Annotated in this window: 10 protein-coding genes, 1 tRNA gene and 1 pseudogene; 6 read left to right on the forward strand and 6 right to left on the reverse strand. The window is 73.6% G+C overall.

The window, feature by feature from the left end:
- Nucleotides 1-147 precede the first annotated feature (147 nt).
- Together Ae505Ps2_RS00005 and Ae505Ps2_RS32360 are read left to right on the forward strand one after the other, a co-directional pair.
- Complete coding sequence (locus Ae505Ps2_RS00005) at nt 148-717, forward strand: sigma-70 family RNA polymerase sigma factor (RefSeq protein ID WP_075310820.1); 570 nt, start codon at nt 148-150, stop codon at nt 715-717.
- The gene (locus Ae505Ps2_RS32360) at nt 714-1,382 is read left to right on the forward strand and encodes a zf-HC2 domain-containing protein (RefSeq protein WP_083695179.1); all 669 of its coding nucleotides are present in this window, start codon (nt 714-716) and stop codon (nt 1,380-1,382) included. Before Ae505Ps2_RS00005 ends, Ae505Ps2_RS32360 begins: the two co-directional genes overlap by 4 nt.
- Here Ae505Ps2_RS32360 and Ae505Ps2_RS00015 read toward each other — a convergent pair.
- The 6 genes from Ae505Ps2_RS00015 to Ae505Ps2_RS00040 form a co-directional block, all read right to left on the reverse strand.
- Nucleotides 1,375-2,541, reverse strand: coding sequence for a putative peptidoglycan glycosyltransferase FtsW (locus Ae505Ps2_RS00015; protein WP_075553299.1), 1,167 nt, complete (start codon nt 2,539-2,541; stop codon nt 1,375-1,377). The genes Ae505Ps2_RS32360 and Ae505Ps2_RS00015 overlap by 8 nt on opposite strands.
- Nucleotides 2,542-2,608: 67 nt before the next feature.
- Complete coding sequence (locus tag Ae505Ps2_RS00020; RefSeq protein WP_075310824.1) at nt 2,609-3,208, reverse strand: sortase; 600 nt, start codon at nt 3,206-3,208, stop codon at nt 2,609-2,611.
- Nucleotides 3,195-3,896, reverse strand: a complete 702-nt coding sequence (locus tag Ae505Ps2_RS00025; RefSeq protein ID WP_075310826.1) for a CHRD domain-containing protein — start codon at nt 3,894-3,896, stop codon at nt 3,195-3,197. The genes Ae505Ps2_RS00020 and Ae505Ps2_RS00025 overlap by 14 nt, the downstream gene beginning before the upstream one ends.
- Nucleotides 3,897-3,969: 73 nt before the next feature.
- Nucleotides 3,970-4,845, reverse strand: a complete 876-nt coding sequence (locus Ae505Ps2_RS00030) for a hypothetical protein (RefSeq protein ID WP_075310828.1) — start codon at nt 4,843-4,845, stop codon at nt 3,970-3,972.
- Nucleotides 4,846-4,860: 15 nt separating this feature from the next.
- Nucleotides 4,861-6,591: a sulfite reductase flavoprotein subunit alpha gene (locus Ae505Ps2_RS00035; RefSeq protein WP_233147636.1), complete on the reverse strand. Its 1,731-nt coding sequence runs from the start codon at nt 6,589-6,591 to the stop codon at nt 4,861-4,863.
- The gene (locus tag Ae505Ps2_RS00040; protein ID WP_075310830.1) at nt 6,588-11,864 is read right to left on the reverse strand and encodes a glutamate synthase-related protein; all 5,277 of its coding nucleotides are present in this window, start codon (nt 11,862-11,864) and stop codon (nt 6,588-6,590) included. The genes Ae505Ps2_RS00035 and Ae505Ps2_RS00040 overlap by 4 nt, the downstream gene beginning before the upstream one ends.
- Nucleotides 11,865-12,008: 144 nt before the next feature.
- Here Ae505Ps2_RS00040 and Ae505Ps2_RS00045 point away from each other — a divergent pair.
- The 4 genes and pseudogenes from Ae505Ps2_RS00045 to Ae505Ps2_RS32365 form a co-directional block, all read left to right on the forward strand.
- Nucleotides 12,009-12,085: transfer RNA gene (locus Ae505Ps2_RS00045), tRNA-Pro, on the forward strand.
- Between the two features lie 254 nt (nt 12,086-12,339).
- Complete coding sequence (locus tag Ae505Ps2_RS00050) at nt 12,340-12,684, forward strand: DUF4288 domain-containing protein (protein ID WP_075310832.1); 345 nt, start codon at nt 12,340-12,342, stop codon at nt 12,682-12,684.
- Between the two features lie 60 nt (nt 12,685-12,744).
- Entirely contained in the window at nt 12,745-13,059 is a 315-nt protein-coding gene (locus Ae505Ps2_RS00055; protein ID WP_198932218.1) for a hypothetical protein, read from the forward strand.
- Between the two features lie 128 nt (nt 13,060-13,187).
- Nucleotides 13,188-13,428 (forward strand): annotated as a pseudogene (locus tag Ae505Ps2_RS32365) (IS5/IS1182 family transposase); the annotation flags it as partial.

The raw sequence follows: 13,428 nt of genomic DNA on the forward strand, positions 1-13,428 counted from the left end.
GGGGCTCTACCATTGAGCTACGCCCGCATGCCCCGATCTCACCGATCAGGACCTCCACAGCGTATCCCACACCGGCCCCGTGAACATCCCCGCCCCCGGGTACGTACACACCGGCCACAGGGACGTTCAGGAGGTTCGCAGACACCGATGAAGGCGCCCCACCGCAGGCTGCGCTCCGTCGACGCGCGCGCCGCAGAACCCGGGCTCGACACCGAGCAGGGGCTCCGGGCCGCGTACACGGCGCACGGAGCCGAGCTCTACCGCTACGCCCTGCGTCAGCTCGGCGACGAGGGCGCGGCCCAGGAGTCCGTGCAGGAGGTCTTCCTGCGCGCCTGGCGTCGCGCCGACTCCTACGACCCGTCGATCGCCAGCCTGCGGGTGTGGTTGTTCGCCATCGCCCGCAACGTGGTGATCGACGAGATCCGTAGGGTCGCGGCGCGGCCCTGGCGACGCAGGCTCACCGACGAGCCCGACCCCGGGAACGACTCCGTCGGCCCTGCCGACGACGCGCTCGTCGACGGCTGGCTGGTCGAGGAGGCGTTGCGGCGGCTCCGTCCGGAGCACCGGCAGGCGATCGTCGAGGCGTACCTGCGGGGCCGCCCGCACGCCGAGATCGCGGCGGAGGCGGGGGTTCCCCTGGGGACGATCCGGAGCCGGGTCTTCTACGGGCTGAAGGCGTTGCGACTGGCGATGGACGAGATGGGGGTGGAACCGTGACTCCGGACGAGCACCGGGCGATGCGGGAGTCGCTGGGCGACCACGCGATGGGCCGGCTGGAGGGCGACGAGCTGGCGACCCTCGAGGCCCACCTGCAGGGCTGCCCGGCGTGCCGCAAGGAGCTGGCCGAGGTCGCGAGTGTGCTGCCCGCGCTGGGCCGGGTCGATCCGGACCGGCTCGACCACACCCCCGCTCCCCCGCCGGACCTGGGTGACCGGATCGTCGCGGCGGCGCGGGCCGAGCGCCCGGCGTCCACCGCGGGCCGGTCACGGAGCCGGTGGGCACCGGTCGCCGCGGCGGCCGCGGCCGCGCTGCTCGTCGGCGGCGTCGGCGGCTACCTGGTCGGCGACCACGACGGCATTCCGCGCGAGCCGGTCGCGGTCCAGGCGATGGACCCCGCGGTGCGGGCCACGGCGGTCGCGATCCCGCACACCTGGGGCGTCGAGATCGTGCTCGACGGCGACGGGTTCCGCTCCGGTGCGACCTACCGCGTCGTCGTCGAGGCCGAGGACGGGCGCGAGGTGAGCGCGGGCGAGTTCATCGGGACCGGCGCGTCGCCGATGGTCTGCAACCTCAACTCCTCGGTGCTGCGGGCCGACGCGGAGCAGTTCCGGGTCGTCGACGGCGCCGGGGCCACGGTGCTGCGCGGCAGCCTGGCTACCTGACCCGGCGGGCGGCGTTGGCGACCAGCCCGAGCAGGAACAGGGTGCTGAGCAGCGCCGTCCCGCCCGCGGACACCAGCGGCAGCTGCTGGCCGGTCACCGGGAGCAGACCGACGACGTAGCCGACGTTCATCACGGCCTGCACGACGACCCAGGTCACGGTCGCCGCCGTCACCAGCCGCAGGAACGGATCCCGGGTGCGAACGGCGACGCGCAGCCCGACCCAGGCGAGCAGCAGGTACAGCGCCAGCACGGCGAGCCCGCCGACCAGCCCGAGCTCCTCGCCGATGACGGCGAAGATGAAGTCGTTCGCGGCGTTGGGCAGGTAGTCCCACTTCGCGCGGCCCTGCCCGAGGCCGGTGCCGAACAGGCCGCCGTCGGCGAGGGACAGCAGCGCCTGGCGGGACTGGTAGCCGGCGCCGAGCTCGTCGCCCGCGCCGAGGAACGTGCTGATCCGGTCGCGGCGGTAGTCGGCGGTGAGCCCCAGGACGGCGACGCCGAGCAGCGCCCCGACGGACATGCCGCCGAGCAGCAGCAGCGGCGCTCCGGCGAAGAACAGCAGCGACAGCACGATGACACCGAGCGCCACCGTCGTGCTGAGCGCGGGTTGCAGCATGAGCAGCGCCGCCGCCAGCAACGCGATCGGGACCAGTGGGAGGACGGCGTAGCGGCCCCGGCGCACGGCACGGCCGCGCAGGGCCAGCACGTGCGCGCCCCACAGCAGGAGCACGACCTTGGCCGCCTCGCCCGGCTGCACGGTGAACCCGGCGACCGAGATCCACCGGCGCGCACCGCCGCGGACCTCGCCGATGCCCGGGACCAGCACGAGCACCAGCGCGGCGAGACAGGCGAACAGCAGCCACGGCGTCCACCGTCGCAGCCCGGCCGGTGACACCCACATCCCGAGCGCGAACGCGCCGGCCCCGAGCAGCAGGAAGATCAGGTGGCGGACGAAGACGGTCAGCACCATCCCGTCCGCGACGGTCCGCCCGCCCGCCGAGGCCGACAGCACCATCACGACGCCGACCGCGAGCAGCACGCCCGTCGCCCCGAGCAGCAGGTGCAGCGGCGGGACGCGGCGCAGCCGGGCGAGCCGCGACGCCCGGGGGCGTCCGGCTGCGGCGCCCGTCGGGCGCGGGTCGCGCTGTCGCGGCACCGTCACCCGATCAGTGTGGTCCCGGACCGGGTGTCCGGAGTGGAACCGGACGTCTCGGCGCGTCGGGCAACGGTCACAGCGCGCGGGCGTGCACGACCACGTTGTCGAGGTAGCTGAGTGCCTCCCGGTCGAAGTCGCCCGCACAGGTGACCAGGCGCAGCTGGTCCGGTGACGTACCGCCGAACACGGCGAAGGTCGGGAACGCGTCCTTGGGCATCTGCTCGGTCCGCTCGACGGCGTAGCTGTCGACGGAGCCGTCGTCGCGACCGACCTCGATCACGTCGCCCGGGGCGAGGTCGGCCAGGTCGATGAACACCGCGGGCCCTTCACGTGAGTCGACGTGCCCGAGCAGGACGGTCGGGGCGGGCGCGGTGCCGCGGTCGAACCAGCCGACGCGGTCGTAGTCCTGCGGCACCTCGGCGGTGCCGTCGTCGGCGATGCCGAGCCGGAGCAGCTGCGACTCGTCCACCCCGATCGCCGGGATGTGCAGCGAGACGGGCACACCGGCGGCCGCCGGGACCGCGCCGGGCGGCGCGCCGGCGGACGGCACCGCAGGCGCGGGAGTGGGGGCGGGCGGTGCCGCGCACCCCACGAGCAGGAACACCAGCGCGACGACGCCCGGGAGCAGCAGGGCTCCCGGGCGCCGGTCACGCGCGCGGTCAGCCCTGCGCACGGCCCCGGCGGGCCATCAGCACGCCCGCACCGGCCGCGGCGGCCAGGCCGGCAGCACCGACCGCGTAGAGCGCGGTCGAGTCGGAGGAGGACCCACCGGCGCCGGTCTCGACGCCGCCCATCGGGACGGCGGCGAGCTGGCCGCGCACCGTGCCGGCCGCGAAGTCGGCGGTGTGGGTGTCACCGGTGAAGCCGGCCGGGTTCGCCTCGATCTGCTTCAGCGAGAAGCCGGTGGCGGTGTCCTGGCCGTTCGGGCCCTCGAGCCCGGTGGTGAACGGGCCCTGCAGGCAGCCCGACGAGGTGCGGACGTCGCCGTCGCCCTCGGGGTTCGGGAACGCCAGGCGCGGCGGGCCGGGCTTGCCGAGCGCCGCCTCGTGGATGTGCGTCGCGGTCTTGGCCGGGCTCTGGTACTCCCCGGTGACGCCGCGCAGGGTGATGTCGTAGCAGATGATCTCGTCGTCGGAGTTGATCCGGAAGTTGAACTCGCCGGTCGCGCCGGGCTGACCGGGGACGGCCTGCCCGTCGTTGTTGACGATGGTGTCCGGGGTGGCGCTCACGGTGTACATGCTCGTGAAGGTCGACGGCTCCCCGACCTCGGTCTCCTGGGCGAACGCGATCCCCGCGGTCGCGGCGAAGCCGAGTGCGGTGGCGGCGGTGACGGCGGCGAGGCGGGGCAGGGTGCGGCGCATCCCGGTGTCCTTTCTGACGGGTTCATCCTTGATTGCCCGTCTCTACGACCACCGCGTCGGCCGCGTTCACCGCTCACCTGATCGGGTGCAGCAGCACGTCCCGGACCATGCGCTCCCAGGCCGTCACAACGTCGGTGGACGGCAGTCCGAACTGGCCGATCAGGGCGGGGCAGCGGCCGTCCGGCCCGGTCAGGAGCACCGTCGTCATCGGACCGTACGGGCCGTGCGTGCGGACCGGGCGCACCGCCTCGATCTCGCCGGGGGCGAACGCGAACTGCACCGCACCCGACACCACGCCGACGACGTCGGCGGTCTCGACGTGGTCGACCGAACCCGTGCCGACCTGCAGACAGCCGCCGTTCGGCACGGCCAGCCCGGCCGGGACCCCGTGCTCGCAGAGCAGGCACAACAGGTCGACCGCCCGGGCGACGTCGCACGGCGGGGCGGCCGGGACGAGCCCGGCGGGGACCCGGCCGCCGCCGTCGGTGAGCGCGTCGAGCAGCCCGAGGTGATCGAGCTCGTCGGGAACCGCCGTCGGCACGACGGGCGGGTCGTCGACACGCGGGGCCAGCCGCATCACCTCGGTGACCAGCGGGGCGTCGGGCGACAGCAGGTGCGTGCGGTGCACGGCCCCGCCGTCGCCGTCGAACAGCCACAGCGCGGCGGGCTCACGACGCTCGTCGTCGGCCCGGGTCGCGACGACCGCGGCGACCGCGGGCCGGGACAGGCGCAGGGTCACCGCGTCGGCCCGGACCCCGAACGCCTCGCCGGTGAAGGTCGGCTCGGCGTAGGTACCGAGCTCGCTGATCAGGGCGATGCCGTTCGCGGTGGTCGCGACGACCTCGTCGAGCAGCGGGAGGTGCCGCGCCAGCGTGCCGGCGTCGAGGTCGAGCCGCTCGCCGACGAGGTGGGAGAGCAGGACGTCGAGGTCGGTGTGGGGCAGGGTCACGAGGCACGCTCCGGTTCAGTAGACGTCACGCAGGTACCGCTTCCCGCGCTTGAGGTCGGCGACGAACTCGGCCGCACCGTCCTCGCCCCCCGTGTGGGCGGCGAGGATCTCGTGCAGCGCGGCGTCGACGTCGCGGGCCATCCGGCTCGCATCGCCGCACACGTAGAGGTGGGCGCCCTCTTTCAGCCACGCGTACAGCCGGGCGCCGTGTTCGCGCATCCGGTCCTGGACGTACACCTTCTCCGGCTGGTCGCGGGAGAAGGCGAGGTCGAGGTGGGCGAGCAGGCCGTCGGAGGCCCAGCCGAGCAGCTCGGACCGGTAGAGGAAGTCGTGGTCGGAGCGGCGGTCGCCGAACAGCAGCCAGTTCCGGCCCCGCGCCCCGCGGGCGGCCCGTTCCTGCAGGAACGCGCGGAACGGGGCGACACCCGTGCCCGGCCCGATCATGATCATGTCGACGTCGTCGGCGGGTGGCCGGAACCCGGTGTTGGGCTGCAGCGAGACGACGGCGGTGTCCCCGACGGCGAGCCGGTCCGCGAGGTGGGTGGAGCAGACCCCGCCGACCGCGCGGTCGTCGCACCGGTAGCGGACCGAGGCGACGGTCAGGTGCACCCGGTCCGGGAAGAGCAGCGGGCTCGACGAGATCGAGTACGCCCGGTGCTGCAGCGGGCGCAGCAGCCCGACGAACTCCTCCGGGTCGAGCCGCACCCGTGCGGCGTGCAGCAGTCCGAGCAGGTCGCGGTCCCACAAGGCGCCCGCGCGGTCCTCACGCAGGGCGGCGCGCAGCCCGGCGTCGGCGGCCCGCTCGGCGAGCACCTCGAGCAGGTCCCGCGACGGCGTGACGATCTCGTGCGCGCAGGTCAGGAGCTCACGCAGCGGACGGTCACCGACCGGGGTGTCGCCGTCGTGACCGAGGTGGTCGAGGAGCGCCTCGACGAGCGCGGGATCGTTGGCGGGCACGACGTTGAGCGAGTCTCCCGCGGCGTAGGTCAGGCCGGTGCCGGTGAGGTCGAACTCGTGGTGGTGGATCTCCTTGTCCGAGGCGGGCCCGGACAGCCGCACCCGGTGGGCGAGCACGGCGGGCACCGGGGCGGGGCGTTCGCGGCGGCGCGCCGGCTCCGGCACGGGTGCGGGCGCGGGTGCGGGCTCCTCCGCGGCGGGCGCGGCGCTCAGCACGGCGACGATCTCGGGGAACCACTGCGCGGAGGCGTCCTCCCACATCACGTCGCAGTCGCGGCGTTCCAGGAGGCGGGTGGCCCCCAGCTCGGCGAGGCGGGTGTCGAGCAGCCGCCCGGCCGCGCAGAAGTCCTCGTAGGACTCGTCGCCCAGCGCGCACACCGCGAACGACATCGCGTCCAGGCGTGGCGCGTCGTCGGCGGTGATCATCTTCCGGAAGAGGTCGGCGTTGTCGGGCATCTCGCCGTCGCCGTAGGTGGAGCAGACGACGACCACCCTGCTCATCGCGGCGAGCGCGTCGGCGTCGACCGCGTCGAGCTCGTGCAGCTCCCACGGCACCCCGGCCTCGGTGAGGCGTTCGGTGAGAAGGTCGGCGACGTACTCGGCGTTGCCGGTCTCGGTGCCGTACAGCACGTGCACCGGGGTCATCCCGGACTCCTTCCGGACGGGTGCGGCGGCGCTGCGGGCGCCCGCGAGGTAGCCGGACAGCCAGATGCGCTGCTCGGCGGTGAACGGGGCGTCCGGCGAGATCGCCAGGTCGCCCAGCTCGGCCGGGGGCGGCGGCGCGATCACGGGGCACCCACCAGGTCCGGTGCGGCGCGGGCCGCGAACAGCTCCTCGACGCTCGGGATCCGGCCGAGGCGCGCGGTGTTCGCGGCGTCCTGGGCGAGGATCCAGCCGTAGGTGCCGGGGCTGTCGGTGCCGTACACGTCGCGCCGGGCGAGGGAGCGCTTGAGGTCGCCGACGCGCTTGTCCGAGACCAGTACGGCGAGCTCGTCGTCGGTGTAGCCGGCCAGCGCGTCGCGGGCGTAGCGCACCAGCCGCGTCCGGACGGCATGGTCCTCGGTGAGCAGCAGCGTGCGGACGGGAACGCCGCGGCGCGCGGCGACCTCCTCGGCGACGGTCTGCACGGTCAGTCCGTTGAGCAGGACGAACATCTCCTCTCCGGCGTCGCCGTCGGGTACCACCCCGGACGCGACGGGGACGCCGTCGCGCTGGGCGAGCTTGTGCCGGCGCAGCTGGTGCGCGGCGAGGGCGGCGGCGAGCTCGTCGACGAGCTCGCGCCGGGTGCGGGCGGCGAGGATCTCCCCGGCGTCCTGGTAGAGCCGCAGCGACCGCGGGGTCGCGACGAGCAGGTGCGCGCGCTCGCGCTCCCAGTCCTCGAGCAGCCGGGTGGCCAGCGGCGAACCGGTCGCCTCGACGTGCCACTCCAGCAGCAGCCGGACGGCGGTCGTGTGGAACCCCGAGACCGGTGCGACGTCGACCGAGTCGGTCGAGAACCCGACGGTCCCGGTCGGGTCGTACTGGTAGAGGAACCCGCCGGACATGCCGTTGCCCAGACCCGACCCCGCGGCGCCGAGGTTCAGCACGGCCCCGCCGGTCATGTACTCGCAGCCGAAGTCGCCGAGCCCCTCGACGACGGCGCTCGCCCCGGAGTTCCGCACCGCGAACCGGTCCCCCGCCTCGCCCTGCACGAACAGCCGGCCGCCGGTGGCCCCGAACAGCGCGAAGTTGCCGACGAGCACGTTGGTGCCGGGCCGGTCGTCGTGCACGGTGCCGGGCGACCGGACCGCGATGGTGCCGCCGCAGGCGGACTTGCCGACGCCGTCGTTGGCGGTGCCGGTGTGGACGAGCCACATCCCGTCGTTGCAGAACAGCCCGAACGACTGTCCCGCGGCGCCGTGGGTGCGGACCCGCAGCCACCGCTGCGGCAGGAACCGGCGGCCGCGGTCGTCGACGAGTGCCGGTCCGGGGACGTGCTCGTGGTTCAGCATCCGCTCCACGTCGACGGCGAGGCGCCCGCCCACGGACCGGTGCCGGTTGCCCAGCACGCCGCCGTCGATGTCCACGCCGGACTCCCCACGGGCCAGGGCCGCCCGGACGGTGGCCGACCACCGCTCGTCGTGGTCGTGGTGGGCGCCGACCCGCACCGGGTCGGCGACCTGCGGGGTCATGACGCGGTGCAGCAGGCGGCGCAGGTCCAGCCGCCCGACCAGCGACGGGTGCCGGGCGAGGTGCAGCAGGTCGGCCCGGCCGCGGGCCTCGCGCAGGCTGCGCAGCCCGAGACCGGCGAGGATCTCGCGGACCTCGTGGGCGACGCCGAGCAGGTACTGGGCCAGCGCGCGGGGGTCGCCGTCGAAGGCGTCGGCGTCGGTGGTGATCCCGGCCGGGCACTTCACGTTGCAGTTCTTCGCCATGACGCAGCGCAGCATCATCAGCGCGGTCGTCCCGAACTCGAAGGAGTCGGCGCCGAGCAGCGCGGAGACGACGACGTCGCCGCCGGTCTGGTGCGCCCCGGAGCAGCGCAGCTCGACGGCGTCGCGCAGACCGTGCGCGGACAGCGCCTGGTGCACCTCGGCGACGCCCAGCTCCGCGGAGCGCCCGGCGAACTTCAGGCTGGTGACGTTGGCGGCGCCGGTGCCACCGGTGTTGCCGGCGACGTTGATGACGTGCGCACCGGCCTTCGCGACGCCGACGGCGATCGTCCCGATGCCCTCCGAGGACACCAGCTTGACCACGACCCTCACCCGCGCCGCGGTGGCGTCGTGGATGAGCTGGGCGAGGTCCTCGATGGAGTAGGTGTCGTGGTGCGGCGGCGGGGACACCAGCTCGACACCGGGCGTCGCGCCGCGGGCGGCGGCGATGTCGACGGTCACCTTGGCACCGGGCAGCTGGCCGCCCTCGCCGGGCTTGGCCCCCTGCGCGATCTTGATCTCGACCTGGTCGAGCATCGGGTCGGCGAGGTAGCCCGCCCACACCCCGAACCGTCCGGAGGCGAACTGCTTGACCCGGGAGCCGCGGATGGTGCCGAACCGGCTGCGGGACTCGCCGCCCTCGCCGCAGTTGGACAGCCCGCCGACCATGTTGGTGCCGTGGGCGACGGCCTCGTGCGCCCCGGCGACGAGGGCGCCGTGGCTCATCGCGCCCGAGGCGAGGGTGCGAGTGATCTCCGAGGCGGGCTGTACCTGCGACAGCGGGACCGGGTCGGGGGCGGTGACGAGCAGGTCCAGCCGGTCCGCGGCCGTCCCCGTCGCGGCCACCCGCAGGGTGCGGTGGTCGAGGCGTTCGACGGACACCCCGAGCCGCTCGGTCAGCCAGGACGCCAGCGGGCCGGCGTCGCCGTCGACGTGCAGCAGGTCGCCGTCGCGGCGGAGCCCGCGCACGGCGATGCAGGCGTTGCCGTGCGGGTCGATGCGGTCGAGCGCGGCGGCGGGATCGCCGTCGCGCAGGTCCGGCGGCAGGACCAGGACGTCGCGCAACGCGGACGGGCGCCGTTCGCGCTCGGCGGCGAGGGACCGGACGAGCTCGCGGTAGCCGGGCGTGGGCGCGGACGCGTCGATCTCGGCGTCGGTGAGTGCACCCAGTCCGGTGTGGACGTAGGCGTCGTCGTGCAGGCCGAGGGAGTCGGTGAGCGCGGCGAGCGGCAGCAGCCGGAGCTCGCGGTCGACCGTGCCCGCGGTGAGGCCGGTCCGTTCGTCGACCAGACCGGTGAAGGCGGTGACGGCGGCGGCGCCGTAGGAGTGCCCGGCGCCGTCGGAGCGTTCCTTGAACAGGCCGAGCTGCGGGAGGTCCTCGGGGCCGGTGACGGTCAGCGCGCGGGCGTGCCAGTCGCGGACCGAGCGCTCGACGTCGGCGAAGCCGGCACCGCCGACCGGGGCGTCGACCTCGGGGAGCCAGCGGGCGAGCACCGGGTCGCGGGTGTCGAGGTAGGCGGACTCGAAGAACTCGCCGCCGACGTAGCTCTCCATCGTGCACAGCCCGACCCGGGCCATGGTCTTGAGCAGGGACTTCTCCGCCGCGGCGCGGAAGCGCGCGAACGCCGCGCCGGGGTCGTCGGGGTGCTGCTGGACCGCGCGCAGGTGCGCGGTGTGCGGGTGCACGGCCGAGGCCCCGAACCCCAGGACGACGGCGAGGTGGTGCGCCGAGCAGACCTGCCCGGTCGCGACGACCAGCGAGACCGCGGGGCGCAGACCGGCCGCGACCAGAGCACGGTTCACCGCGGCGACGGCGAGTGCCGCGGGGACCGCGGCCCGGTCGCGGGCGACGGCGCGGTCGTCGAGGACGGCGATGCCACCGCGGTCGCGGGCGAAGGCGACGACCTCCGCGCACAGTCCCTCGACCGTGGCCTCCAGCGTCCCCGGCTCGTGCAGCAGCGCGAACCGGCCGACCGGGACGACCTGCTGGGCCTCGATGCGGGCGAGCCCGTCGGCGTCGAGCACGGGCGAGTCGAGGACGATGCGGTGGAACGGGCCGTCGTGCACCGGACGGGCACCGAGAGCGACGCGCAGGGTCATGCCGTCGGCCTCGCGGATCGGGTCCAGCGGCGGGTTGGTGACCTGGGCGAAGCGCTGGGAGAAGAAGTGCGCGACGCCGCCCTCGCGGTCGCTGAGGGCGTTGATGGCGTTGCCGTAGCCCATGGCGGAGACGCGTTCGGTGCCGGTGTCGAGCATCGGGTCGAGCAGGACGCGGAACGCCTCGGCGTCGAGGCCGTAGGCGACGTAGCGCTGGTGGACGGTGAGGTCGTCACCCCAGGCCTGCTCGGGGGCCCCGGGGGCGGCCGGGAGCTCGGCCGCCGGTGTCCGCGCCCCGGCCAGGAGGGCCTCGTGGTCGGCACGGGCGGCGAGCAGCTCCAGGGTCTGCGCGGTGTCGTAGGTGCGATGCTCACGGGTGCTCCACCACAGCATCCCGCCGGCCTCGATACGGCCGCGGCGCAGCACCTCGTCGTCGGGGAACGGGAATTGGCCCGCCTCCGAGGAGACGGTCAGGTAGTCGGCGGTCTCGCAGGTCCGCAGGGGACGCAGGCCGAGCCGATCGAGACGGGCGCCGATGACCTCCCCGTCGGAGAAGACCAGCGCGGCCGGGCCGTCGTTGATCTCCTCGACCAGCGACCGGTACTCCAGCATCGCACGCACCGGCGCGGGCAGCGTGCGGTCGTTCTCCCAGGCCGGGGGCATCGCGGCGACGACGGCCGCGACGAGGTCGAGCCCGTCGCCCGCCACACGTGCGTGCAGGGTCTGGTCGAACCGCGCGCTGTCGGACTGCCCGGGCGGCCGCACGATCCGGCGGCCCCGGGCGCGGGCGAGCGCCTCGTCGGCGATCCGGTTCTTGCGGTCGGTGTTGAGCTCGCCGTTGTGCGCGAGCAGCCGGAAGGGCTGCGCCATCGACGGGTGCGGGTCGGTGTTGGTGGAGAAGCGGGTGTGGAAGTAGAGGCTGCGCACCCGGTGCTCGGGGTCGGTGAGATCGGCGAAGTACGGCACGACCTCCCACGAGTTCAGCCGTCCCTTGAGGACCTGGGTGCGGGTCGAGAGGCTGAGCGGGTAGAGGCCGGCGACGGTCTCGTCGGTGTAGGCGACCGACTCGACGTCGAGCAGGATGCCGTGCGCCAGGCGCTCCGGGTCGGCGACGTCGGGGACCTCGACGATCCACTGCCGCACCGGGAGCTGCTGTGCGGCGGCCGCGGGGCGCAGCACCGACGGATCGACCGGCACGTCGCGGACGGCCAGGACGGTGCAGCCGTGCGCGGTGAGGGTGAGCGTGACCAGCGCCGCGGCCGCCGCGGCGCGTTCCGGGTCGGCGGGGAGGAAGACGTTCGCGACGGCGAACCGTCCCGGAGTCAGCTCGCGGCCGGCGAGCCGGGAGAAGAACGACACCGAGAGGTCCACCGAGACCCCGCCGCCGTCGCCGACGCCCTCGGCGGACATCCCGCCGCGGTGCGGCACGGCGCAGAGGGCACGATGAGCGAGGGCGAGCACGTCGTGGGTCTGCACCCCGTCCTTGCGGACGATCAGCCCGACGCCGCAGCTCGCGTGCTCCGCGGTGGGGTCGTGCAGTCCGGACGGTGCCACGTGGCGGTCCTCCTTCAGTAAGGGAAGGCTTACCTTAAGAAGGCGGGAGCGGCGGGATCAACGGCCGGTCGCTGTCGCGCAGGACACACCCGGCGTCGACGGCGGCGGACGGGCGGGACAAGCGCAGGGCTAGACTGCGGGCGACGGGGTGTGGCGCAGCTTGGTAGCGCACTCGCTTTGGGAGCGAGGGGCCGTGGGTTCAAATCCCGCCACCCCGACCAGCGGAAACGTCGCCGTGCGCGGCGTTCCGGAGGCGGTTGAGCGCGGCATCTGACAGGAACCTCAGTGCTCGTCGGCGTTCTCGACACCGGCCCCGAGCTGGGTGTTCAGCAGGTCGAGGGCATCACGCTGGCTGTCGAGCGTCACGTGACCGTGGACGTTCATCGTCTCGGTCGCGCTGTGGCTGACGACCCTCGGGTGCGCCTCGGGGATCGCCCCGAGGCAGGTCGACAGCCTCCGGAGCGACTATGCGGACATGGCCTCCGAAGCGCTGTTCGTCGCCATTCTGCTGTTCGAGTCGACATCGTCGGTACCGAGCTACCGACCGCTCTACCGCGAGGACGTCGTCCTGCTCCGAGCACTGTCGCTGGAGGACGCACAGGATCTTGCCGGACGACACGGGCACGAAGCCGAGACCTCCTACACGAACCACGCGGGGGAGACGGTCAGGGACCGCCTGTTACACGTCGTTGATGTCACCCCGGCTCTGACCGACGACCTCACAACGACAGTCGTTGACGTGTACAGCCGCCACTTCCGCGACATCGCGGCGTACCGGCGGTTCGACCCCCTGTGCGACGGCGAGCAGCTCTGGCAGTGAGCAGGGCGGGCCCCTGACCCGAACTCTCGAGACAGCCGTACCGAACCAGGTGGAACCCTGATGCCGTTCTACGCCACCATCGTCACAGTCACGGACATGAATGCAGGACCGGAGCCGGTAGGCCAGGAGCAGACAGGTGTGTGGGAACTCAGGATCGGAGTGTTCTGCACGGCCGACCAAGCCAGAGACCTGACCGACAAGATCCAACTGATGCTCTGCCCCGACCCGATGCACAGGTCGCCCTGCCCGATCCCCTGGTCGACGGCGCATTGGAAGCTCGATGACGATCAGGCCGCCGAGAACTACCCTGAGTTGATCGAACAAGCACGGATCGAGCGACAAGGCAGTGGACCAGCGCCCGCGCCAGCAGAGTGAGGTGTTCTCAGTAGCGGGGTGGCAGGTCGTGGCGACACGCCGAGGGTGGTGAGATGAGCGGGAACGGGGCAGGACCCCGGTAGATCGGTTCGGTCCAGCACAGATCGACACCGTCACCGAGGTCCTGCATGTCTGATCCTGTCACCTACACCGCTGTCCTCCCGATCGGGGAGCGCACCGTGGCCTATCTGGCGCGGCTCCTGGTCCTTCAACGCCGTCGACGTGGCACCCGGCGGCGGGCGTTGACCCCGTTCGCCCAGGCAGTGCTGGTGATCCGCTGGTTCTGTGATGCTACCCGGGTCCGATGTTCGGCCGGTGACAACGCGATCAGCACTGCAACGGCCTACCGTTACCTGCACGAAGGCATCG

It is taken from the genome of Pseudonocardia sp. Ae505_Ps2, from assembly GCF_001932425.1.
Classification (GTDB): Bacteria; Actinomycetota; Actinomycetes; order Mycobacteriales; family Pseudonocardiaceae; genus Pseudonocardia.

What these genes read in the sequence shown, in the direction of transcription:
- Ae505Ps2_RS00050 (WP_075310832.1), top strand. Translation starts at nt 12,340, where the DNA reads ATGGCCTCCGAAGCGCTGTTCGTCGCCATTCTGCTGTTCGAGTCGACA.
- Ae505Ps2_RS00005 (WP_075310820.1), top strand. Translation starts at nt 148, where the DNA reads ATGAAGGCGCCCCACCGCAGGCTGCGCTCCGTCGACGCGCGCGCCGCA.
- Ae505Ps2_RS00025 (WP_075310826.1), bottom strand. Translation starts at nt 3,896, where the DNA reads ATGCGCCGCACCCTGCCCCGCCTCGCCGCCGTCACCGCCGCCACCGCA.
- Ae505Ps2_RS00055 (WP_198932218.1), top strand. Translation starts at nt 12,745, where the DNA reads ATGCCGTTCTACGCCACCATCGTCACAGTCACGGACATGAATGCAGGA.